Source organism: [Clostridium] symbiosum ATCC 14940 (assembly GCF_000466485.1).
Classification (GTDB): domain Bacteria; phylum Bacillota; class Clostridia; order Lachnospirales; family Lachnospiraceae; genus Otoolea; species Otoolea symbiosa.
The window spans coordinates 1-22839 of the sequence record NZ_KE992955.1 but is presented as its reverse complement, the minus strand read 5'-3'; the positions used below and the strand labels follow the sequence as shown (position 1 = coordinate 22839).

The window sequence follows — 22839 nt, the reverse complement described above, 5'->3', positions numbered from 1 at the left end:
GCTGATTGTCTCACGCGTTAAGTGCGGGGGACGGACCTTGTCGCAGCCACTCAGCGAGGTCCCTTGAGCTTTTAGCACTGCTGCGCACTCCAAAGAGTGCAAACGGTCCCCGCAGCAATTCATTCCGGCCGGATTCCCTCCTCACGACAACTTTCAACCGGGGACAAAAGACTCAGCCGGCCCCCGCCACACCGGACACGGTCCGTTCCGGGCGCGTCCTCCAGCCTCAAATAACAAGGCAGGCGAATAGTTACCAGATATTCAATACTATGCAGCATTTTAATCTTGTGGTATAATAACCGAAAAGCTTTAACTACCGTTTTCAGGAGGAATATATGGCAGGTTTTCATGATATTATCGGACATGACATGGTGAAGGACCATTTACAAAAGGCGATCGAATACCACAAGGTTTCACATGCCTACATTCTGTCGGGTGAAGAGGGGATGGGAAGAAAGACGATCGCCAGGGCATTTGCCATGACACTGCTCTGCGAAAAAAGTGATAAGGAACCATGTATGCAGTGCCACTCCTGCAAACAGATTATGTCGGGCAACCATCCGGATGTTATCTGGGTGACGCATGAAAAGCCCGCCAGCATCGGCGTGGATGACATCCGTGTTCAGATAAATGACACGATTATGGTGAAACCGTACAGCAGCGGCTATAAGATCTACATGGTTGATGAGGCTGAAAAGATGACGGTTCAGGCGCAGAACGCACTTCTTAAAACGATAGAGGAGCCTCCGGCCTACGCGGTCATCATTTTAATGACGACGAATCAGGAGGTGTTTCTGCCGACGATTCTGTCCAGATGCATCCAGCTCAAGCTCCGCCCGCTGAAGGATTATGTGGTCAGCGGTTATCTGTCGGAGATGATGGAAGTGCCGGAAAGTAAAGCAGATATTTATGCAGCGTTTGCGAGGGGAAACCTGGGCAAGGCGATCCATCTCGCTTCTTCGGAGGAATTTTCCCTTCTTTATAAGGAGGTGCTGACTCTTCTTAAGAATATTAAAGAGATGGACATCCCCATGCTGCTGGATTATATAAAAAAACTGCAGGAGGATAATCTGGATTTATTTGAATGTCTGGATTTCATGCAGCTTTGGTACCGTGATATTCTGATGTTCAAGGTGACGAAGGATATCAACACACTTGTATTTAAAGATGAATATGGAGTTGTCAGCGGCCTCTGCCAGAAGAGTTCCTATGAGGGGCTGGAGACGATTTTAAATTCGATAGAAAAGGCCAAGGCAAGGCTCAATGCAAATGTCAATACGGAGCTGGCCCTGGAGCTTATGCTGTTAACAATGAAGGAGAATTGATATATGATTAAAGTAATCGGTGTCAGGTTCCGCAAAGCCGGAAAGGTGTATTTCTTTGATCCGGCCGGAATGGAGATAAAGACGGGCGATCATGTGATCGTTGAGACTGCGCGTGGTATCGAGTTCGGCCACGTGGTTCTGGGGAACCGTGAGGTGGAGGACAAGAAAGTGGTGCAGCCGCTTAAGCCGGTCATCAGGATGGCAACCCGTGCGGACGAAGAGGTGGAGAGAAAGAATAAAGAGAAGGAAAAAGAGGCGTTCAAGATTTGCCTGGAGAAGATTAAGAAGCATGATCTTCAGATGAAACTGATCGATGCAGAGTATACATTCGACAACAATAAGGTGCTGTTTTATTTCACCGCCGATGGCAGGATAGATTTCCGTGAGCTGGTGAAGGATTTGGCCGCCGTATTTAAAACCAGGATTGAGCTGCGCCAGATTGGTGTCCGCGACGAGACCAAGATTATGGGAGGCGTCGGCATCTGCGGAAGGGCGCTTTGCTGCCACTCCTATCTGTCAGAGTTCATTCCCGTATCCATCAAGATGGCGAAGGAACAGAATCTTTCTCTGAATCCGACCAAGATTTCGGGTGTCTGCGGCCGTCTGATGTGCTGTCTGAAGAATGAAGAAGAGACATATGAGGAGCTGAACAGCAAGCTGCCGAATATAGGAGATTATGTAACGACGGACGACGGACTTAAGGGAGAGGTTCACAGTGTGAGCGTTCTGCGCCAGCTTGTCAAAGTGGTTGTTACGGTTGACCGGGATGAGAAGGAAATCCGGGAATATAAGGTGGAACAGCTTAAATTCCGACCGAAACGCAGACGTGACCGCGTTAATGTGAACGATGCCGAACTGAAAGCGCTTGAGGCGCTGGAACGCAAGGAAGGAAAATCGAAGTTAGATGATAATTAATCTGAAAGAACACGAGAGAATCGATGAACTGCATCGAAACGGTTACCGGATTATCCAGAAAGAGAACGGCTTCTGCTTTGGAATGGATGCCGTTCTGCTGTCCGGCTTTGCTGATGTAAGGCCGGGTGAGAAAGCGCTGGATCTCGGAACCGGAACCGGGATAATTCCGATACTTCTGGAAGCAAAGACGAAAGGGGAACATTTTACCGGTCTTGAAATCCAGGAAGAGATGGCGGATATGGCGTCGCGGAGCGTGGAGCTTAACGGATTAAAGGATAGAATAGACATCATAAGGGGCGATATCAAAGAGGCCGGCCTGATTTTCGGCGGGGCCTCTTTTGATGTGGTAACTACAAACCCTCCTTACATGAATAACTGTCATGGCCTTAAAAACCCGGATGAAGCCAAGGCTATTGCCCGCCATGAGGTGCTTTGTACATTGGATGACGTGGTGAGGGAAGGGGCCAGAGTGCTGCGTCCCGGAGGCCGTTTTTATATGGTTCACAGGCCCCACCGGCTGATTGAGATTATCACAGCGCTTACAGCATACCGGCTGGAACCGAAACGGATGAAGCTGGTCCACCCATTTGTCGATAAGGAGGCAAATATGGTCCTGATCGAGGCGGTACGGGGCGGCAGATCCATGATTAAGGTGGAGAAGCCTCTGATTGTTTACAGGGAGCAGGGTGTGTATACAGACGAAATCTATGATATATACGGATATTAAATAAACCGGACATATAGGAAATGACAAACTTGTGTTTCCTATAACAGTTAATGAATCAAAAGCGAGGAACGGACGCGGGGAGAATCTATGCAGGGAAAACTATATTTATGCGCCACACCGATCGGAAATCTGGATGATATAACGCTGCGTGTACTGGAAACGCTGAAGACAGTGGATCTGATTGCAGCGGAGGACACGAGGCACAGCATCAAACTGCTGAACCATTTCGACATTAAAACGCCTATGACAAGCTACCATGAATTTAATAAGGTGGACAAGGCCAGGTATCTGGTGGATAAAATGAGAGAGGGCGTAAATGTGGCTCTGATCACCGACGCCGGGACACCGGGAATCTCGGATCCCGGAGAAGAGCTGGTGAAGCAATGCTGCGAGGCAGGTATTGAGCTGACGTCACTGCCCGGGCCTGCGGCCTGTATTACGGCTTTAACGATATCCGGGCTGGGTACCAGAAGATTTTGTTTTGAAGCGTTTCTGCCCGTGGATAAAAAGGAAAAGCAGTGGATCCTGGAAGAACTGAAAACGGAGACCAGGACAATTATACTTTACGAGGCTCCCCATCATCTGCTGCGGACGCTGGGGGAGCTTTATGAGGCGCTGGGCGACAGGCGCGCCGCTGTATGCAGAGAGCTTACAAAGAAGTATGAGACGGCCTTCCGTACGACGCTGGGGGAGGCGGTCAGGTATTACGGTGCAAATGAACCGAAGGGCGAGTGTGTGATCGTGATCGAGGGGCGTTCTATCCGTGACTTGAAGGCTGAGGGCCAGGAGGACTGGAAAGAGATGCCGCTGAATCAGCATATGGAGCATTATCTTTCACAAGGAAGGGATAAGAAAGAGGCGATGAAGCTGGTGGCGAAGGATCGGGGAGTCAGTAAAAGGGAGGTCTACCAGCAGCTTCTGGAGGATGGAGAATAAGAAACGGAGGATGGTATGCACGATTCGTACTACAGTGATAATGATATTGACCGCATTTTATATCAGTACTATAAAGCGAACGGAGGCTGCCTTATGGGGAATCCGTATGAGGGGCAGTATCCTCATTGCCAGCTGCTCCTGGATATGGATACGGCTCCGTTGTCTGTGGCTCCTGTTATTACCTCCAGTTCAAGATACGGCTACGGCCTGACTTGTGCTGCTTACACACAGGCAGAGCTTACATATCCGTACCACCTGGATTTACGACCCTCTACGGTATTACGAAAAGGCGCAGATATGATAACAAAGCAGGGGATCAAAGTGCGCTACCGTGATCTGGATTCCCAGTATCTGATAAAGAGCGGCAATCCGGCCTTTACCCAGCTTATTCTTCCCGGAAGCAATCTGGCTGATCTGCTTTTACAGACCAGAGCGTTCCGGGTCCGGATCGAGCCGGTGGCAGAGGAGAAGCACCTGCACACCGTTCAGGTGCTCCGTGAAAAATCACTGGGGAGTGAGATTCAGGGAAAGACGATTTCGCTGGAAGAGCTTCCCCTGATGATTGATCTGTGCAGGGCGGCGGCCTATGCCGTTAAAAGCTATGCAATGCCGGAACAAAATCAAGGCACAGATTGACACAAACGGAACAGTGTGAATAAAAGGGAATTGCGGACGGCCGCCAATGGGGCGGGTATCTGTCCGTAATTCCCTTTTATTGATGGTTGACCTGTGCGCGGAGCGTGCAGGTTAATGTTGCTTAATCAAAATCTGAAAATGGCCGTTCCGTAAGCTGGAAGCGGATAAGAGAAAGAATAGGGCTGTCCGTCGCATTCACCTTTCGACGATTTATACACGGCCGGTCCGTCGCCTTTTTCATACAGGCCGTGTTCATTATCAAGAAGAAGCGTAAAATTACCGCGTTTCGGCACGCCTACGCGGTAGTCGTCCCGGGGGATTGGCGTAAAGTTGCAGATGAAAAGTAAATTTTTCTTCTTTGTCTCATCACGGCGGATGAAGCTGAAAATACTCCGGTCGGCGTCATTGGCGTTAATCCATTGGAAACCGTCCCAGTCGTTATCCTGCCGGTACAGCGCCGGATATTTTTTATAGAGTGTCAGCAGCCCGCGGACATAATTCTGTAAATCCCCGTGAAGCGGTTCATCGGCCAGATACCAGTCGAGCGACGTTTTTTCATCCCATTCATGGAGCTGCCCGAAATCCTGGCCCATGAACAGAAGCTTCTTGCCGGGATGGCCCAGCATAAAGGTGTAGCCTGCTTTCAGGTTGGCGAACTTATCTTCATATTCGCCGGGCATCTTGTTAATCATAGAGCATTTCAGGTGGACAACCTCATCGTGTGAGAGTACCAGGATAAAATTCTCGCTTGTACTGTAGGTAATACCGAACGTCATCTTGTTGTGGTTGTGTTTTCTGAAGTATGGATCCAGCTTCATATATTCCAGGAAATCGTGCATCCAGCCCATGTTCCATTTGAAGGTAAAGCCGAGGCCGCCGTCCTCCGGGCTATGGGTTACTTTCGGCCAGGCCGTGGATTCTTCGGCGATAATCATGGCTCCGTCTTTCCTTCCGTTTATGACGCTGTTCAAATGTTTGAAAAATTCGATTGCCTCCAGGTTTTTATTATCCCCGTATTTGTTGGGGATCCACTGGCCGTCGCTGCGTCCGTAATCCAGATACAGCATGGACGCCACGGCATCCACCCTGAGGCCGTCGATATGATAATATTCAAGCCAGTACAGAGCATTTGCAATCAGGAAATTGGATACTTCATATTTACCGTAATCAAATACCTTGGTACCCCAGTCGGGATGCTCCCCTTTTCTGGGATCCGCATATTCATAAAGCGGCTGTCCATCGAAATCGGCAAGGCCATGGGCATCTTTCGGAAAATGAGCCGGTACCCAGTCCAGAATAACGCCGATGCCTTTTTTGTGCAGATAATTGACAAAATACATGAATTCCTTCGGTGTCCCGTAACGGGAGGTCGGAGCGAAATATCCGGTTACCTGGTATCCCCAGGAACCATCATAGGGATGCTCGGCGATTCCCATCAGTTCGACATGGGTGTAACCCATCATTTTAACATAATCAGCCAGCTCATGCGCCGCTTCCATGTAAGTGTAATAACCGTCTTTTTCCTGGCGGTTTTTCTTTTTCCAGGAACCAATATGTACTTCGTAGACGGACATGGGAGATTTTACAGGATCCGCTTTCATTCGTTTTTCCATCCATGAAGAATCGCTCCAGTTAAATCCCCTGATATCTGTGGTCACAGATGCGGTGCCCGGCCTGTATTCGGCGGTGAAAGCATAGGGATCTGCTTTAAAGAGAATTTTTCCGCTGCCGGTTGTGATGGCATACTTGTAAAGCTGCCCGGATGCCAGGCCTGGTACAAAAGCTTCATAAATGCCGCTGTCTTTAACCGGCATCATCGGATTCAAGTCGGGATTCCATCCGTTAAAATCTCCGACGACACTGACTGATACTGCATGAGGCGCCCATACGGCAAAGTAATATCCGTCTTTCCCCTGATATGTAAACGGATGGGCTCCCAGCTTTTCAAAGATTTTGTAATGGCGTCCTTCACCGTAATAATAGCGGTCCAATTCGCCGATCACTCCAAGACCGGACATCTTTGATTTGGCAGCAGGTGATTTCCTGGTGGTACTGCCGGTGTTTTTACTTCCCGTCATAATGTTAACCCTCCGTTATTCTGAGGATAACTGCATCGTTACCCTCTAATTCTATTTGAACCCTGCCGTCACATACTTTAAATGTCCGGCCGGACAACAGATCGGTGCATTCGTTCATGCAGGTATTGAATGGTACGCTGATTACAGCAGGATTATCGTCGTTATTGGCTGCAGTGATAATATCCCCGGCCCCGGACAGACGGGCAAATGCATACTGGCGGTTGGTCAGAAGCAGCTCTTTGTATTCTCCTCCGTGAAGCGCCGGTTCTTCCAGATGAATCCGGCCCAGACGGCTGATAAACTCAGTCAGTCCGCAGAAACGGCTGCCGGCCGAAGCAATATCGATTGCAGGCCGCAGTTCATCGTCGGAATGCGGCGTTCTGCGCCCTTCTAATCCCCATTCTCCGCCATAGTAAAGGGAGGGGATCCCGGGAAGTGAAAACAGGAGCGCATATAGGGGCTTCAGGTGTGATTTATTAAGCAGTTTGCTGGCAATTCTGTCCTCGTCGTGATTATCGGCAAAGGTATAGAGCTTTTTCCCTACGGCTTCCAGCCTGCGGACATTGTGGGCCAGCTCAAAATAGTTGTGATCATTATGGGCGGAGTAGATGCTCTTGTGCATCTCATAATTTGTCACGGAATGGAGCATCTCATCATTCACCCAGCGGGAATACTCACCGTGAATAACCTCCCCCATCAGCCAGAAAGCAGGCTTCACCGTGTCTGTGAGCCGTCTCAGCTCTTTCATAAACTGGAAATCGAGAACATTGGCGCAGTCCAGACGGATCCCGTCGATATCAAACTCCCGGACCCAGAACCGGACCGTATCCAGAAGATAGTTCTTAACCTCCTGATTATATAAGTTCAGGCAGGGAAGCTCCCAGATGCCGTGCCATGACTCATAGCCGAAGGGATCTCCCATCGGGCTGTTCCGGCCAAAATCGACGCCTCTGTACCAGTTCCGGTACGGTGAAGATTCCCGGTTCTCACAAATGTCACGGAAAGCGAAGAAATCACGTCCGGTATGGTTAAATACCCCGTCAACGACAACACGGATTTCCTGTTCATGGCAGAGTCTGACAAAAGTTCTGAAATCATCGTTTGTTCCCAAACGCCGGTCCACCAGCTTATAATCCCTTGTATCGTAGCCGTGAGTCGAGGACTCAAACAGCGGGCCGATGTAAACGGCGCTGCAGTTCAGGCTTTTGATATGGGGAATCCACAGGTTCAGTTCCCCGAAACGGCTTTCGGCCTCTGTCTCAATATTCTGTTTCGGCGCGCCGGTCATACCCAGAGGGTACATGTGATAAAAGACGGCCTTTTCATACCAGGTTTTATTATTATGTGCCATGCTTGTCCTCCCCCGGCAGCACGCGCTATGCGTATAAATCAGTTCAAACTGTAATTTGTCTCCTGCTCTTTAATGCTCCGGAGAAGGAATTGATAGCGAAGCTGCGCAGCTTTTAATTCATAAATATAACAGTCGATCAATGTGGGATCCACGACCTGTTCAAAACGGTTGATGGCGGTGTCGATGGTTCCCATGGCCTTTTTAAGCTCTTCCAGAAGTTCCGGATCCAGCCTGCGGGCCTGTATGCCGCGTTTTGTATGCCTTGTAGATTTCATGGTTTTCACTCCTGTAAATTGTAATCACAATATTGCGCTTTTCCGTAACCGTTCTTACTGTCCGAACTGTTGCGTTTTCTGTGCAGTTTATGGATGCTGTAATTAGTATATACAGGAATGGTAAGATTATGCATAACCGTTCGGTTATTCATAACTGTTCATGCCGTCTGAAACGTTACGGTTATTTAAAGCGCCGGAGTACGGTTCCCCGGCTTTTTTATATGTATCCATGCCCAGGAATGACTGGAGCTCGGTGCCCAGCCTGGTAAGCTGCCGGGTGCTCTGGCCGATGGTCAGGTAGTAGTAATTGCAGGTGCCTTCACGGCGGATGGAGATGAGTCCGGCGTCTTTTAATAATTTCAGGTGGTGGGAGACTGCGGGCCGGGACAGGTTTGTTTTATCGGTGATTTCCCGTACATTTAAACCGTGCCGGCTGAGATTTTCAGATGAAAAATCACCGTCGCATGTCCGGTAGGCTGCATCGGTCAAAGATTCGATGATGGACAGCCTGATTTCATCGCCTAGTGCAATGAAGAGGGGCATACATTCGTGAAATAAATTTTTCAGTTCAGAGATGTCAGGCAACCGTTCTCCCTCCTTTGGTTTAAAAATTTAAACTATTATTATTTTATCATTTTTGCTGTTTTCAGTCAATGTAAAGACAGCAGGGGAGCGGGGAATAAATGAATAAAAAATAAGCGTCTTTTTTGGTGAAAATTTTTGTAAAAGGGAGTTGACTTTTCAGGAGAAAGTGTTCATAATAAAGAAACATTCTAACTGTATCACAGTTCGATTTATCTTATTTCTTGATTCATGAATCTGGTTTTATTATTCGTTTATTTTCCAGCAGTACTATTCAGTTGCCGTCAAGTTACTGTTCACAGGTTGTATTCCGCGAGGTGTTTTGGTGCGTTTTTTGCAGTTTGCTCTGCTTATTTAGTTATGCCTGTAACCGGAATGATTCAATTTAGGAAAGGGGAGGTTGTTTGGAAAAATTCTTTTTGCTGTCCTTTTTGACAGGCTCGGCTCTCTGCGATTTTAGAAAAGGAAGAGTGCCCAATGTTCTGATACTTTTCGGCACGGCGGCTTTCGGCATAGCCGGTTTTATTCGGGGGCCGTCGCCAGGGGACGGGAGCGGAGCAGTTTTTACCGTCATAGCCTTGTTTTTTATCCGTACTTTTTTTACAGTAATTATTTTTTTCCCTCTTTTTCTGTTCAGGATGATGGGAGCCGGAGATATCAAAGTGATGGCTGTCATTGCCGGATATATGGGGATGGACAGAGGGGTTGAGATTATTTTCTATGGTCTGGCGGCTGCGGCCGTGTGGTCTTTATTCTATATGCTGAAGCAGCATATTCTTGCAGAACGTATCAAATATTTCCTGAATTATATTAAACATTTGTTTCAGTCGGAGCAGATTCTTCCCTATTACCCGCCAGGAGGGCCGGATGGGATGAAATTTCGCCTGGTTCCTTTTTTGTGGGGCGGTTTTTGTGTCTGGCTGGCAATATACGGAGGTGCTTTATGAGACATATCATGGCGATATACGATGTCGATCCGCTCTATGCGGCCAGATTTGCGGATGTGGTGAACCAGACGGAGAAGATTCCGTTCGACGTGCTTGCATTTTCCTCCTTTGACAAGTTAAAGAAATTTGCAAAGGAGAATCCTGTGGAGCTGCTGTTGATCAGCAGCGCGGTCAGCCGGGAGGAGGCGGAGGAACTGGGGGCGGGTAAAGTGATGTGCCTGGCGGACGGAGAGACTTTACAGGCTGATATGGAGTATCCGAGCATCTATAAGTACCAGTCCAGCGGTAATATCATTCGTGAAGTGATGGCCTGCTACTGTGAGAAGTCGGCGGAGGCGGTTCCGGGCACCGCCATGCGGGCGGCGGCAAAGATACTGGGAGTCTATTCACCGGTAGGCAGATGCCTTAAAACGTCACTGGCAATCACAATGGGACAGCTGCTCGCACAGGAAAGCCGTACCCTTTACCTGAATCTGGAGGAGTGTTCCGGCCTTTCGATACTTACGAAGACGGAATATAAAGAGGATTTAGCGGATCTTCTGTACTTTTTCAGTCAGGGCAATTATAACCTGCTGCGCCTGAACAGCGTCGTGCATTCCCTGGATGCCCTTGATTATGTGCCGCCTGTCCGTTACCCGGAGGATTTGGCGGATACGGATGCGGGGCAGGTGGAAGGTCTGATTGAAACGATAGCCGGTGAGGGCGGATATGAAAACGTAATTCTGGATATCGGCAGCCATGGGAAATTTGTTTATGGGCTGATGAAACTCTGTTCCGTAATTTATATGCCGGTAAAGGAGGACAGCGTTTCACTGGCGAAGCTTGAAGAATTCGAACGGTATCTCGATGTTTCGGGAAACGGGGCGCTGAGGGAGAAAATTAAGAAGCTGAAGCTGCCATATCACAGCAGCTTTGGGAGAAGGGAGAATTATCTTGAGCAGCTCTTGTGGGGAGAGCTGGGGGATTATGTGAGACAGCTTCTGAGGGGAGGTAGAAGGCCATAAACGGGATACCGGCCCTGGCGGAAGAAAAGGAGAGAAAAGACAGGCTGAAAGCAGGGCTTCTGAGAGAGCTGGAAGGGCGGATGCAGCTCGAGGATGAAGAGCTTCAGGAGATGATTGACGCTGCGGTGGCCGGTGAGGCGGAGCGGTCCTACCTGCCGCTCAAGTCCAGGCTCCGGCTGAAAAAAGAATTGTTTGACTCCTTCAGGCGTCTGGACATCCTGCAGGAGCTGGTGGACGATCCTGATATAACTGAAATCATGGTAAATGGAAAAGATCATATATTTATTGAAAAGAAGGGACGGTTAAGCCGATGGGACAAAGCTTTTGATTCGGCAGAGCAGCTTGAAGATTTGATTCAACAGATTGTGAGCCGGGTAAACAGGACCGTCAATCTGTCATCCCCGATTGCGGACGCCAGGCTGGAGGACGGTTCCAGAGTACATGTGGTTCTGGCCCCCGTAGCTGTCGACGGGCCTGTTCTGACAATCAGAAAATTTCCGGAGCCTGTTACGATGGACAAGCTGATACGGCTGGGAAGTATCAGCAGGGAGGCTGCGGTTTTTCTGAGAACGGCCGTCAGGGCCGGGTATAACATTTTTGTCAGCGGCGGCACGGGTTCGGGAAAAACGACATTTTTAAATGCTTTGTCTGAATTTATTCCGGAGGATGAGAGGGTCATCACGATTGAGGATTCGGCCGAGCTCCAGATCCGTCATGTACCTAATCTGGTGCGGTTGGAGACGAGAGTCGAAAACCGGGACGGCAGCAGGGAGATATCCATGCGGGATTTAATCAGGGCGAGTCTCAGAATGAGACCGGACCGGATTCTGGTGGGGGAGGTAAGAGGGGCGGAGGCCCTGGAGATGCTCCAGGCCATGAATACAGGCCATGACGGTTCCGTTTCCACCGGGCACGGTAACAGTCCGAGGGATATGGTAACACGCCTTGAGACGATGGTGCTGATGGCGGCGGACCTGCCGCTGGCAGCCGTTAGAAACCAGATTGCATCGGCGCTGGAATTAATGGTGCATTTGGGCAGAATGCGGGATAAGAGCAGAAAGGTACTTGAGATAGCGGAGGTGATTGGATGTGAGAACGGAGAGGTCAGGCTGGAGCCGCTTTTTACCTTCCGTGAGAAGCAGGCAAGAGACAGACAATGGGTCGAAGGATCTTTGGAAAAGGTCGGGGAGCTTCGAAACAGGGAAAAGCTGCGGGCAGGAGGGTTTGAGAGCTGAACGGACCGGTATACGGGCCGGACAGGAGGATTACGGCAGATACCGCCTTTCAGGAAGGGAGTGGCTTTTGTATCTGGCGGAGGGAGCCATGTTCTGTGCAGCCACGGCATACGTGTTCTACCGGAGCTTTACGGCATTTCTGCTGTTCCTTCCGGTGGGTTTCCTGTATCCTCTGGCAAAGAAAAAAGAACTTGCATTGCAGAGGCAGGAGGAACTGAGGCGTCAGTTTAAGGAAGCGGTGCTGATTTTGTCTTCATCGCTTGGGGCGGGGTATTCGGTTGAGAATGCTTTTGCAGGCAGTCTTCGCGAGCTGGAGGAGCTTTACGGCCGGGAGGGAATGATAACAAAGGAATTTTCCTATATAGCCCATCAGCTGAGGATGAACAGGACGGTGGAGACGCTGCTGGCAGAGTTTGCGGACAGAAGCGGGCTGGAGGAAATCAAAAATTTTTCCGATATCTTTGCTGTTTCAAAGCGGAGCAGAGGTGAACTGGTATCGGTAGTCAATCATACGGTTCATGTGATTAGTGACAGACTTCAGGTCAGGGAGGAAATTTTGACGATGACGGCTGAAAAGCAGTTTGAACAGAAGATTATGAATCTGGTGCCATACTGTATTGTCATTTATATTGAATTTTCATCTCCCGGTTTTTTCCGGCAGATGTACGGCACGGCTGCCGGAAGAGTGGTTATGACAGGGTGTCTTTTGATTTATTGTGCATCGTGTTTCCTTTCGTTTAAAATACTGGATATTGAATTGTAAAAAGAGGATGAAAACACAGAAAGATGAAACAGAATAAATTTATAGTGAAAAGAGTAAATGCAAAAAGGAGAGAATATGGGATGAGGTGGTTTCTTGAAACTGGACAAAAGACAGGTTATCTGTGTGAGTTTGGGGATAATTCTGGCGCTGGCCGTTACCTTTGTGGAAAAACAGGACACAGTCCTGACAAAAGGGAATGGGCTCGAAAGGAATACATATGGTCAGGGCGAAACACAGCAGGAGATTCTCGTGGAAGGGCTGCTTGCCAAAAAAGTGCCTTTGGCTGTCAGGATTGGCGAACGCCGGTATACAAAGGAGCAGGCGGCAGATGCAATTCATATGGCGGCAGAAGAATTATCCGCTCAAATTGCAGGCGGTAATGAATCGCTGGAACAGGTGCAGAGCAGGCTGGAGCTTGTCACCTGGCTTGACAAGTACGGGATATCGGTCCGGTGGCAGCCTGATGACACGGAGCTGATCAGCGCTTCGGGAGAAGTATTTAACAGCGGATGTCCGGAGAGCGGCAGAGAGACATTTCTGACTGCCACATTAAAAGCAGGAGAATATGCAGAGGATTATATATACCGGGTAAACGTTCTCCCGCCGGGCAGGACGCAGGAGGAAAAAGAACTTGCGGCTTTTGAGAACTTTCTCATGGAAAAGGAGGAGGAACAGAAGTATTCGGAGGTGTTCATCTTACCGGAAGAATTTGAAGGGAAAACACTTACTTACAGCGCAGACCGGGGGCGCAGCAGCCTGATGTTCCCTCTGTTGGGGATCCTGGCGGCAATTCTTCTGCCGCTTAAAGACAGGCAGAGGGAACGGGAGGCAAAGAAAAAGCGGGAATGTCAGATGATGATGGACTATTCAGAGATATTGTCAAGACTGGTAGTCTTTCTGGGCGCCGGACTGCCGGTCAGGAAAGCGTGGGCAAAGATCGTGGAGGATTACCGCCGGACAGAGGAAAAAGCCGGGAAACGTGCGGCTTATGAAGAGATGGCGGCAGCCTATTATCTGATGCAGAGGGGAGTGCCGGAGATTCGGGCATACTCCGAGTTTGGTAACAGGTGCAGGGTTCTTCCTTACAGAAAACTTGCTGGAATATTGGAACAGAACGTAAAGAATGGTTCAAAAAGCCTGACTCCGGTACTGGAGGCTGAGATGGAAGCCGCCTTTGAACAGCGCAAGAACCTGGCCAGACGTCTCGGTGAGGAAGCCTCGACAAAGCTTTTGCTGCCTTTATTCATGATGCTGCTGATTGTTATGGTAATGATAACGGTTCCGGCCTTTTTGGCCTTTGGAATCTGAATTGAGGAAAGGAGACTGTGTATGTGGTTAAAAAAGGAAATTATCGCATTTTGGAACGATGAGGAGGGGGTTACAGTTATCGAAATCGTGCTTATACTCGTCGTGGTAATTGGACTAGTGTTGATTTTCAAGTCACAGATTAATACGCTGTTAAATAACATTTTCAAGCAAATTAACAGTAAATCGAAGGAAGTCTATTAGGAGGAAGGTGATGCGGAAAAATCTGATGGGTGAAGCGGATGCAAGTATTACAGTTTTTTTAAGCCTGATTCTAACCTGCATCTGCGCCCTCATGGGAGGCCTCTTTGAATCCGTCAGAACAGCCGGAAGCGGGTGGTATATGCAGATGGCTCTCGATTCCTCGCTGGATTCCCTGATGAGTAAGTATCACCGGGATGTATGGGAACAGTATAGAATATTTGCGCTGGAATTTGATGAGAGCGGCGGACTGGCTGCGGAGATGGAGCCTTATCTGGACAGTTATTTCAGAGATGCCCCGTTTTATCTGGTCACAGACAGGAATCTGACTGTTTCATCTCCTGTTTTGATTACGGACGGCGGCGGCCGGTGGTTTGAGAAAGAAATCCTGGACTATATGAAAAAAGGGATTTGGAATGTGGAATATGATGCCGGTATTTTAAAGGAAACGATGGACGGGATAAAGGAAGCGGAAAGCTTTGGCGCCATTGCGGAACAATACCAGGAATGCGGCAGACAGCTTCTGAAGCTGGAAGAAAGCATCGAGAATATTGGTGAAAGCCTGGAACGGCAGAAAAATTACATGGAGGCCGGGAACCGGCAGCTGAGTAACGGCAACGGCACAGGATTTATAAAAACAGCAGAAAAATTGAATAAGGAACTGGAGCGGATTCCTCTGCTGGTCCGGGAATATGAAGAGAAAGCGGAGGAACTGAGCAGGGAGATCCGGATGGCGGAATCCGGTGCGGCAAAGAAACAGGGGGATTTGAAGCCCCCAAACTGGGAGCTGCTCTCGGAGGAGATGGAGAGCTACCGCTCCTATACAGATAAAGAAGGCAGCCGGCATAGGGAGGTAAAGCAGACAGAAGTAACGGCAGAACGGAATAAAGCGGTCGTTGAGGATGCGATCCGGCAGTCAGTGGAAGTACAGGAGTATATTGATTCATGGGAACCGGACGACGAGGATGACGAGCTGGACGAAAAGCGCCTGTGGAGGAGGGTGCTGTCAGTTACAGGAAAGTTTACGTACGACTCACGGTTTGCCGGGACAGGAAAAAAGGACAGAAAAAAGCGAAAGGTTCTTGAATCATTAAGCCGCCTGGCCGGAAGCGATCTGCTGTCCATAGTCGTGCCGGAAGGGAAAAAAGTTTCGCCGGACAGAATTGATAAGCAGCAGTTTCCCTCTGTTACAGAAATGTCTGTTACGGAAATGCCGGGATTTACCGGATATAATGGAGGGGCGGGCAATTTTCTGCCGGAAACCGCATTACTTCATGAATACGCCGCCGGTTTTTATACGAACTTCCTGTCGGAAGAAGAACGTCACGTCAAATATGAACAGGAGTATCTCCTGTCCGGTTCCGCTTCAGACAGGGAGAACCTGAAAAATACAGTGAATCAAATCATAGCAATCAGGGAGGCCATGAATCTGATGTCACTGCTTAAGGATCCGGAAAAACGCCGGGAGGCGGAACTTTTGGCGGCTGCAATAACAGGAGCTTCGGGCATTGCGCCCCTGGTGTCGGTGACTACTTTTTTTATCCTGACGGTATGGGCCCTGGCGGAGTCGGTTGAAGATGTGAAAGCACTTTTGGAAGGAGGAAAGGTACCGTTTCTGAAGCAGGGAAGAGAGTGGAGGGTATCCCTGACGGGTTTGGCAGAATCAGGAACAGCGCTGTTTAGGGAGCTTGGAGTATCCGGGAATGAAGGGGAAGGGCTGGATTACCAGTCCTATCTGAAACTGCTGTTTTGGCTTTCCGGTCTTCCGAAAAAGGAGTACCGAATGATGGATATGATTCAGAAAAACATAAGAACCGGCCAGCCATCGTTTCTTATGAGAAAATGCGCATACAGGCTGGAGGCGGAATACAAAGGCCGGGGAACAGTGATACCAATTTCCAAAAAAGCAGTTAAAGCATATTAAGCAGGAACAGGCAGTAGCCGGCTGCGTCCGGGGCAGAATACAATGCCCTTATTCAGAAAACAGGAAGTTAAAAATGTGCCTCTCCAAGTACATCGCAAGTCTCCAATTATATCTATTTCAAATGCAAAAAATATAGATTTTCAAGCAAAATTTTTCTTATAAATTTAAGATAGATTCAGCCTGATTCTGAATAAGGGTGTTGTATCCTGTCCCGGGCGGAGTTTTTACTTCTTATTCTGCAGCAATAGCCGGGAGGAAGAATATACAAATAGATTTTATTATTGGGAAGGGGGAAATTGGGCTGGGCAGAGGCGAAACAAGAAGGGGATTATTAGAGGCCAGCCTGACGCTTGAAGCATCATTGAGCCTGACGGTATTTATATTCGCCGTTATAATTCTGGCAATGCCGATGGAAATGCTGGATACACAGAGGAAAATACAAACAGTGCTGGAAACGACGGCCAGAGAGCTGAGCCAGTATGCGTACATATTTTACAGACGGACAGAAGGAGAAGAACTCCGTGATACGGCTGGAACGGATTCGCTTGTGACGGCAGAGCTTTTTGCCGAAGGCGCGGTACGGGCATTTCTGGAGGTGAAAATCAGGGAAGCGGCCGGGCCGGGGAGAATCAGCGGACTGGATCTTTCAGGTACGGAAATTATGAAAAATGGGGAGGAGATTTATCTCCGGGCGAAATACAGACTCATGCTGCCGTTTCGGGTGTTTGTCCTGGACAGTGTGCCGGCGGCTTCCGTAAGCTTTAAACGAGGATGGATCGGGAGCGAGGGGGGACGCAATTCACAGGGGGGAGCGGAGGCAGACAAATCAGAAAGAATGGTTTTTATCGGAAGGACAGGAACCAGATATCATTTGTCACCGGATTGCCACTACATATCTAACGATATTTCGTCATTAGATTATGACACGGTAAAAGATAAACTCAGCAGCAGCCAAAGCCATTACAAGCCCTGCAGTATCTGTGGAAGCGCGGCAGTGAGCGGAACGACCGTGTACATTATGCCAAATGGTAAATATTTTCACAGTAGACCGGACTGTACCTCCATCGCATATTATGTAAAGAAAGTACCGTTGTCTGAGGTGGAGCATCTGGGAGCATGCTCTTATTGTGGTACTTTTCATACCCCGCCGCAGGCCAGCGGACGGGTGGGTGATTGTGCTATATGAGTCTTTCGTCCGGGGGAAGATTGTCGTGGTTTGGGGCTGCGGGAGAAGATACAGTCTGCGGAGCACACTCCCGCTCTGTGAAATGCATTGCTGTTACAAATAAAGGGGGATAAAGAATGGAACTGGTATATAGTATTTTCTTACTCTTATCAGCCTGGTACGATCTCAGGACGGCAAAAATACCGATATGGCTGCTTGTCTTGTTTGGGATAACCGGAGCGCTGGGGCTGTTGACCGGAGCATGGCAGGAATATTCCGGGGTGTTAGCTGCCTTTTTGCCTGGGATATTTCTGCTTCTTGTGACAATCTGTACCGGAGGTGCGGCAGGTGCGGGCGACGGCTGTTTTTTTATTGTGTCAGCCTGTTATCTTGGCTCTTACGGAACTATCGTGCTTTTTCTATGCGGCCTTTTTTTCTGCGGGACGTGCAGTCTGGGGATGGCAGCATGGGGATTTATTCATGGTATTAATGCAGGAAAAATGCGCCTGCCGTTTTTACCATTCATTATACCGGCCTGGTTCTGGCTGTTGTTCGTAAGTACAGGAAAATGATTGGAATATAGTAAATTTGGGAGGTATCACCGATGGCAAAAAGCGTGACAGAGTATAGGGAGATTGGAAAGAAAAGAGACGGAGGAAGACTGGATGCCAGCTTTACGGTAGAGGCCGCGCTTGTGATGTCCGCGCTGTTTTTGTTTATAGCGTCCCTGATCACAGGGGTATTCGACATACATGCGCGTGTGGCAGGAAATATGGTTTTGCAGGAGGCGCTGGAATGTGGCACCCGTTTGGAGGAGGGACAGACACTGTCTGAAATGGAGAGCAATGCACAGCAGGATTACCGGGGATATTTCTGGTGCGGAGGAGGAAATATTTCATTGAAGGAAAAGGGAAACAGAATCTCAGGAACTGCGAAAATGAAAACAGAAACAGATATATCGGTAAAAAAGTTTGATCCGGAAAATTTTCTCCGGCTGCTTAGGGCTGCCGGAATTTAAACGGGGGATAGACAAGTGGAAGTTCGTTATAAAAGAGAGGTTAACCACAATTATATGATATTGGATGCCCCTTCTGAGGGAGGGGGATATGAATGCAGGATGCTTGCATCTAATACAATAGAGGGGCTGCTCAGATTCCGTGTGAGGCAGTATGAGGATAAACGGGAATTCTATTATGAAATTACATCCAGACAGCCGCTGAACCGGCTTCTGGAGCAGAGAAAGATAAATGGAGGAGAAATCCGCTCCATTCTGCTGAGCCTCTCCCGGGTTCTTTCAAAAATCGAGGAGTATCTGCTGAAAGAGGAGCAGATACTCCTCGAACCGGAATTTATATATATAGATCCGGACAGGTTTACCGTTTCGCTCTGTCTTTTGCCCGGCTATTCCTGCGATTTCCCGGCAGCCCTATCAGAACTGCTTCGGTTTCTTCTGGAAAAAATCAACCACAAGGACAGGGAAGGCGTTGTCATGGCCTATAACCTGTATCACGAGAGTCTGCGCGAGAATTATGGGATGTCAGATCTCTTGAGGCATTTGAGAGAAACGGAAGATGTAATTTTCAAACGCAGGGATGGCAGCAGGGATGAAAGCAGGGAACAGCATAAAACGGAAGATGAGTTCAGGACATACATACCAGAAGAAAACAAGGCAATTGATAGTATTGGCAGCGTACGGCCAATATATGAACACGTCGGGAAAGAGGATTTAAAAGAACATTTCACAGAAGAAAAATATACCGGCAGGATAAAAGCTGCTGCAGCAACCGCTAAAATCACCAAAACACTTCAGTGTTTTCTTATGTTCCTGGCAATGGAAGGGGGAATATGGTATTTTACCGGCCGGGAGGGTATATCAAGGTATGGTCTTCCGGCGGCGGTGGCGGCCGGAGCGGCAGCGGCGGTAAGATTGCTGCAACTCCGAATGAGCGGCGGTAAAAAATATAAAAAGGAACCCGCTGCCGGCCCGGTGGATATTACTGCTGCACCTGAATTTAAGTATGGCAAAACGGAAAATGTATTGAATCCTGTTATAAAAGAGGAATCATGGCGTTTTCAGCCCGAAAGTGTGACGGAATACCGGCAGAGGAAGGCAGAGGAGGATCGGCAGGAAGAACTGCATGCGCAGGAGAATGGAACAGCCCTGCTGACGCAGGATGAAGATAAGAACCGATTCCCGTTATTTGAAAGCATTAACCGGGAAGAAGAAAATATTGAGATTACTTATGTTCCGTTTGTTATCGGTAAGCATCCGGAACTGGCAGATTTCTGCATCCGGCATCCTACGGTCAGCCGTCTTCATCTGCGGGTAGATAAGAGAGAGGGGGTATATATTATTACTGATTTAAACTCAACGAACGGTACCAGTGTAGGTGGATATAAGCTGCAGGCTAATGAGACGGTTAGTATCCAAAATAGGGATGTGATCACGGTTGCAGATTTAAAATACTATTTTATAGAAACGTATGAGGGGTAAAATATGTAACCAAAAACATAAAAAAGATGTAGAAAAATGTCGATTTACATCAATGTAGTGTTTTTGCAAAATTCCATAGAATATCGTTAATTGCTGTGCTATAATAGTGCCATTGAAGGATGTGCGATATGGGAAATCATGGTAAAAAGGCATATGTAAACGGTGCTATTATAGCTGTTAATATAATCTATTTTCTTTTTCTGGAAATTACAGGATCCTCATTAAATACAGGATTTATGGTTAAACGGGGCGCCATGTATGCGCCTCTTATATTGCAGTACGGTGAGTATTACAGACTGCTCACTTCTGTTTTCATGCATTTTGGAATTGGACATCTGATCAATAATATGCTAGTATTATTTGTTCTGGGAGATAATCTGGAACGGGCACTTGGAAAGGTAAAATATCTGATTTTTTACCTGCTATGCGGTATAGGTGCAAATATTATATCTTTGGCTGTAAACATGGGGAGAGGGTACTATGTTGTTTCGGCCGGAGCTTCAGGCGCAATATTTGGTGTTGTAGGCGGACTCGTGTATGCGGTGGCAGTAAACCGTGGCCGGCTGGAAGATCTGAGTACACAACAGCTAATGATACTTGTGGCCGTAACTCTGTATCACGGGTTTACGAGCACAGGAGTCGATAATGCTGCGCATGTGGGCGGCCTGCTAATTGGTATTTTTCTGGGGATGATTTTTTATAGAAAACCCGGTAAAAATAAAAGATGCATATATAATGCAGAAAATAAGGAGTGGTGAAAATGACAGATAGTAATTGCATTTTTTGCAAAATTGCAGGAGGGGAAATACCATCGGCCACGGTATATGAGGATTCAGAATTTCGGGTAATTCTGGATTTGGGTCCGGCATCCAGGGGACACGCTCTGATACTGCCAAAGGAACACTTTAAAGATCTCTGTGAACTGGATGAACAGGTCGCAGCAAAGGTGCTTCCGCTGGCAGGCAAAATCGGTGCGGCGATGAAACAGGCTCTGGGATGCGCTGGATTTAATGTGGTACAGAATAACGGGGAGACAGCAGGACAGACAGTTTTTCATTTTCATGTACATATCATTCCAAGATACGAGGGCGGACCAGCCATGGTTACGTGGGAGCCGGGGAAGGCTGATTCGGCTGAATTCGCAGAAATCAGCAGCAGCATAAAAGAAGTATTACAATCATAGGAGAAATGTATGCGGCAGGAAGAACGCAGGCTTTTAAAGGAATTATACGAAGACTACTCCGTTCCGCTCAAAAGGTTTGCCGCCAGTATAGGCGTACACTATGATGACATTGAAGATATAGTGCATGATACGATCATGGGATATTATGAACGCTATCCGATGGATTGGGATGCAAAACTGAAGACAACCATACTAATTAAGATATTGTATAGCAGATGGAGAGACAGCATCAGGAAGAATTCTCGCTGCGTAGCGAGTATTGATGATCAGGATGAAGAATTCCTGCTCATGACGAAGCTGCTGGGGACGGACACATTAACCTGCATTATGGATAATGAACTATATCGTGAGATATGGAAACTTGTCAATGGTATGAAGAAGGACTGGCGTGATGTTATAATTCTGAGGATAATACAGGAATTATCGACAGAGGAGACGTGTGAGATACTGAAAATACCGGGAACAGTCTGTCGTTCCCGGTTATCAAGAGCCAGAAAAGAACTCCGCAAAAGAATTATTGAAGCCGGATTACTTGATGATTACCGTTAATCATTACAGCACTCATTAATCAGCTCAATGATGGTAGATACTGCGTTGTTCAAGTGGCTTTCTGCCATTTTATCAATGAATGCCCGGCGGTTTTTATGGGTCTCATTGATTGCCTGCAGGAGAGATTCACCTGTAAGGGCCTCTTCTTCGAGAACAGCGCTGAATCCCTGTTTTGCGAAAGAGTTGGCGTTCAGGATCTGGTCTCCACGGCTGGCGGCGGCAGAAAGAGGAATCAGAATATTGGGTTTTCTGAGAGCCAGAATCTCACATATGGAATTGGCTCCCGCTCTGGACAGGACCAGATCGGCGGCAGCGAACAGATGCCGGAGAGGTTTATCCACATATTCATACTGAACATAGCCTTCCATACCAATCAGGCTTTCGTCCAGATTACCTTTGCCACAGATATGTATAATCTGGAAATTCTTTAACAGTTCAGGAAGAATACTGCGAACGGCCTGATTGACAGTTACCGAGCCAAGGCTGCCACCGATTACAAGAATGACGGGAAGGCCGGCAGAAAGATGGGTATATTGCAATCCAGCCAGACGATCGCCATTCAACAGCTCTTCCCGGATAGGGGAGCCGGTCAGAACGGCCTTGTCTTCAGGAAGATACTTCAAGGTTTCAGGGAAATTACAGCAAACTTTTTTAGCGATAGGGATACAAATCTTATTAGCCAGGCCGGGCGTCATATCAGATTCATGTATAATAACAGGGATCTTGTGGTGCCTGGCGGCTAATACGACAGGGACGGCGACAAAACCGCCCTTAGAAAATACGACATCCGGTTTGTATTTTTTCATAATTTTCAGAGCCTCTGCATAGCCTTTCAGGACTCTCAGAGGATCGGAGAAGTTTTTAATATCAAAATAGCGGCGGAGCTTTCCGGACGAGATACCGTCGTAGGGAATACCTGTCTCCTCGATCAGGCGGCGCTCGATTCCATTATAGGAACCGATATAGCGGATTTCAAATTCTTCTTTTTGAAGAGAAGGGAGAAGCGCAAGATTAGGGGTGACGTGGCCGGCGGTACCGCCTCCGGTCAGAATGATTTTTTTCATAAAGGTTTCCTCCATAACTTAACTGTCCGGCAATTGCAATTCCCGGACAGCGGAATGCTGCCTGCGGCGGCAGCCGCAGAACGACTAGAATATTATACTATATGCACATGAAAAGGTATACTGCAAATCCAGTGCAATTAAACCCTTAGTTACAGTTCAGCCTTCGGCCAAACTGCAACA

At 48.1% G+C, this 22839-nt stretch carries 24 protein-coding genes; 19 read left to right on the top strand and 5 right to left on the bottom strand.

Annotated features, from left to right (window positions below):
• The first annotated feature begins 335 nt into the window (after window positions 1–335).
• The 5 genes from holB to CLOSYM_RS14755 all read left to right on the top strand — a co-directional run bounded on the left by holB (window position 336) and on the right by CLOSYM_RS14755 (window position 4539).
• Window positions 336–1325, top strand: coding sequence for a DNA polymerase III subunit delta' (holB, locus tag CLOSYM_RS14775; RefSeq protein ID WP_003503139.1), 990 nt, complete (start codon window positions 336–338; stop codon window positions 1323–1325).
• Window positions 1326–1328: 3 nt separating this feature from the next.
• Window positions 1329–2240, top strand: a complete 912-nt coding sequence (locus tag CLOSYM_RS14770) for a PSP1 domain-containing protein (RefSeq protein WP_003503141.1) — start codon at window positions 1329–1331, stop codon at window positions 2238–2240.
• A complete protein-coding gene (locus CLOSYM_RS14765; RefSeq protein ID WP_021642720.1) occupies window positions 2230–2967 on the top strand; it encodes a tRNA1(Val) (adenine(37)-N6)-methyltransferase in 738 nt (245 codons plus the stop codon). Before CLOSYM_RS14770 ends, CLOSYM_RS14765 begins: the two co-directional genes overlap by 11 nt.
• An 87-nt stretch (window positions 2968–3054) precedes the next feature.
• Window positions 3055–3903, top strand: a complete 849-nt coding sequence (gene rsmI / locus CLOSYM_RS14760; protein WP_003503144.1) for a 16S rRNA (cytidine(1402)-2'-O)-methyltransferase — start codon at window positions 3055–3057, stop codon at window positions 3901–3903.
• A gap of 15 nt (window positions 3904–3918) precedes the next feature.
• Complete coding sequence (locus CLOSYM_RS14755) at window positions 3919–4539, top strand: hypothetical protein (RefSeq protein ID WP_009298746.1); 621 nt, start codon at window positions 3919–3921, stop codon at window positions 4537–4539.
• A gap of 125 nt (window positions 4540–4664) precedes the next feature.
• Here the strand turns inward: CLOSYM_RS14755 and glgB are convergent, their stop codons facing one another.
• The 4 genes from glgB to CLOSYM_RS14735 all read right to left on the bottom strand — a co-directional run bounded on the left by glgB (window position 4665) and on the right by CLOSYM_RS14735 (window position 8828).
• The gene (gene glgB, locus CLOSYM_RS14750; RefSeq protein WP_009298747.1) at window positions 4665–6617 is read right to left on the bottom strand and encodes a 1,4-alpha-glucan branching protein GlgB; all 1953 of its coding nucleotides are present in this window, start codon (window positions 6615–6617) and stop codon (window positions 4665–4667) included.
• Window positions 6618–6621: 4 nt separating this feature from the next.
• On the bottom strand, window positions 6622–7968 hold the full coding sequence (locus CLOSYM_RS14745) for an alpha-amylase family glycosyl hydrolase (RefSeq protein ID WP_021642719.1): 1347 nt from the start codon (window positions 7966–7968) through the stop codon (window positions 6622–6624).
• Window positions 7969–8006: 38 nt separating this feature from the next.
• Window positions 8007–8243 (bottom strand): YaaL family protein, encoded by a 237-nt coding sequence (locus tag CLOSYM_RS14740; protein WP_009298749.1) that lies wholly within the window; start codon window positions 8241–8243, stop codon window positions 8007–8009.
• Between the two features lie 144 nt (window positions 8244–8387).
• Window positions 8388–8828 (bottom strand): ArsR/SmtB family transcription factor, encoded by a 441-nt coding sequence (locus CLOSYM_RS14735; protein WP_330362910.1) that lies wholly within the window; start codon window positions 8826–8828, stop codon window positions 8388–8390.
• A gap of 401 nt (window positions 8829–9229) precedes the next feature.
• Between CLOSYM_RS14735 and CLOSYM_RS14730 the strand changes: the two genes are divergently transcribed.
• The 14 genes from CLOSYM_RS14730 to CLOSYM_RS14665 all read left to right on the top strand — a co-directional run bounded on the left by CLOSYM_RS14730 (window position 9230) and on the right by CLOSYM_RS14665 (window position 21595).
• Window positions 9230–9772, top strand: a complete 543-nt coding sequence (locus tag CLOSYM_RS14730; protein ID WP_021642715.1) for an A24 family peptidase — start codon at window positions 9230–9232, stop codon at window positions 9770–9772.
• The gene (locus CLOSYM_RS14725) at window positions 9769–10776 is read left to right on the top strand and encodes a P-loop NTPase family protein (RefSeq protein WP_003503158.1); all 1008 of its coding nucleotides are present in this window, start codon (window positions 9769–9771) and stop codon (window positions 10774–10776) included. Before CLOSYM_RS14730 ends, CLOSYM_RS14725 begins: the two co-directional genes overlap by 4 nt.
• An 80-nt stretch (window positions 10777–10856) precedes the next feature.
• Window positions 10857–12011: a CpaF family protein gene (locus tag CLOSYM_RS14720; protein ID WP_009298752.1), complete on the top strand. Its 1155-nt coding sequence runs from the start codon at window positions 10857–10859 to the stop codon at window positions 12009–12011.
• Window positions 12001–12774: a type II secretion system F family protein gene (locus CLOSYM_RS14715; RefSeq protein WP_021642714.1), complete on the top strand. Its 774-nt coding sequence runs from the start codon at window positions 12001–12003 to the stop codon at window positions 12772–12774. The genes CLOSYM_RS14720 and CLOSYM_RS14715 overlap by 11 nt, the downstream gene beginning before the upstream one ends.
• 93 nt (window positions 12775–12867) lie before the next feature.
• Complete coding sequence (locus CLOSYM_RS14710; protein ID WP_021642713.1) at window positions 12868–14082, top strand: immunoglobulin-like domain-containing protein; 1215 nt, start codon at window positions 12868–12870, stop codon at window positions 14080–14082.
• A 21-nt stretch (window positions 14083–14103) separates the two neighbouring features.
• A complete protein-coding gene (locus tag CLOSYM_RS14705) occupies window positions 14104–14283 on the top strand; it encodes a Flp1 family type IVb pilin (protein WP_003503165.1) in 180 nt (59 codons plus the stop codon).
• A 10-nt stretch (window positions 14284–14293) separates the two neighbouring features.
• Entirely contained in the window at window positions 14294–16204 is a 1911-nt protein-coding gene (locus CLOSYM_RS14700; protein ID WP_021642712.1) for a DUF5702 domain-containing protein, read from the top strand.
• Window positions 16205–16649: 445 nt separating this feature from the next.
• Window positions 16650–17390: a hypothetical protein gene (locus CLOSYM_RS14695; protein WP_242828684.1), complete on the top strand. Its 741-nt coding sequence runs from the start codon at window positions 16650–16652 to the stop codon at window positions 17388–17390.
• Window positions 17391–17506: 116 nt separating this feature from the next.
• Window positions 17507–17941 (top strand): prepilin peptidase, encoded by a 435-nt coding sequence (locus CLOSYM_RS14690; protein ID WP_003503171.1) that lies wholly within the window; start codon window positions 17507–17509, stop codon window positions 17939–17941.
• A 32-nt stretch (window positions 17942–17973) separates the two neighbouring features.
• Window positions 17974–18387, top strand: a complete 414-nt coding sequence (locus CLOSYM_RS14685) for a hypothetical protein (RefSeq protein WP_009298757.1) — start codon at window positions 17974–17976, stop codon at window positions 18385–18387.
• 15 nt (window positions 18388–18402) lie between these two features.
• On the top strand, window positions 18403–19863 hold the full coding sequence (locus tag CLOSYM_RS14680) for a DUF6382 domain-containing protein (protein WP_044902481.1): 1461 nt from the start codon (window positions 18403–18405) through the stop codon (window positions 19861–19863).
• A 128-nt stretch (window positions 19864–19991) separates the two neighbouring features.
• Window positions 19992–20621, top strand: coding sequence for a rhomboid family intramembrane serine protease (locus tag CLOSYM_RS14675; protein ID WP_003503177.1), 630 nt, complete (start codon window positions 19992–19994; stop codon window positions 20619–20621).
• A 2-nt stretch (window positions 20622–20623) separates the two neighbouring features.
• Window positions 20624–21046 carry an HIT family protein gene (locus CLOSYM_RS14670; RefSeq protein ID WP_044902479.1) on the top strand — a complete coding sequence of 141 codons (423 nt, stop codon included), beginning with the start codon at window positions 20624–20626 and terminating at the stop codon, window positions 21044–21046.
• Window positions 21047–21055: 9 nt separating this feature from the next.
• The gene (locus tag CLOSYM_RS14665; RefSeq protein ID WP_003503203.1) at window positions 21056–21595 is read left to right on the top strand and encodes an RNA polymerase sigma factor; all 540 of its coding nucleotides are present in this window, start codon (window positions 21056–21058) and stop codon (window positions 21593–21595) included.
• Here CLOSYM_RS14665 and CLOSYM_RS14660 read toward each other — a convergent pair.
• Window positions 21592–22659, bottom strand: a complete 1068-nt coding sequence (locus CLOSYM_RS14660) for an undecaprenyldiphospho-muramoylpentapeptide beta-N-acetylglucosaminyltransferase (protein WP_044902477.1) — start codon at window positions 22657–22659, stop codon at window positions 21592–21594. The genes CLOSYM_RS14665 and CLOSYM_RS14660 overlap by 4 nt on opposite strands.
• Window positions 22660–22839: the final 180 nt, after the last annotated feature.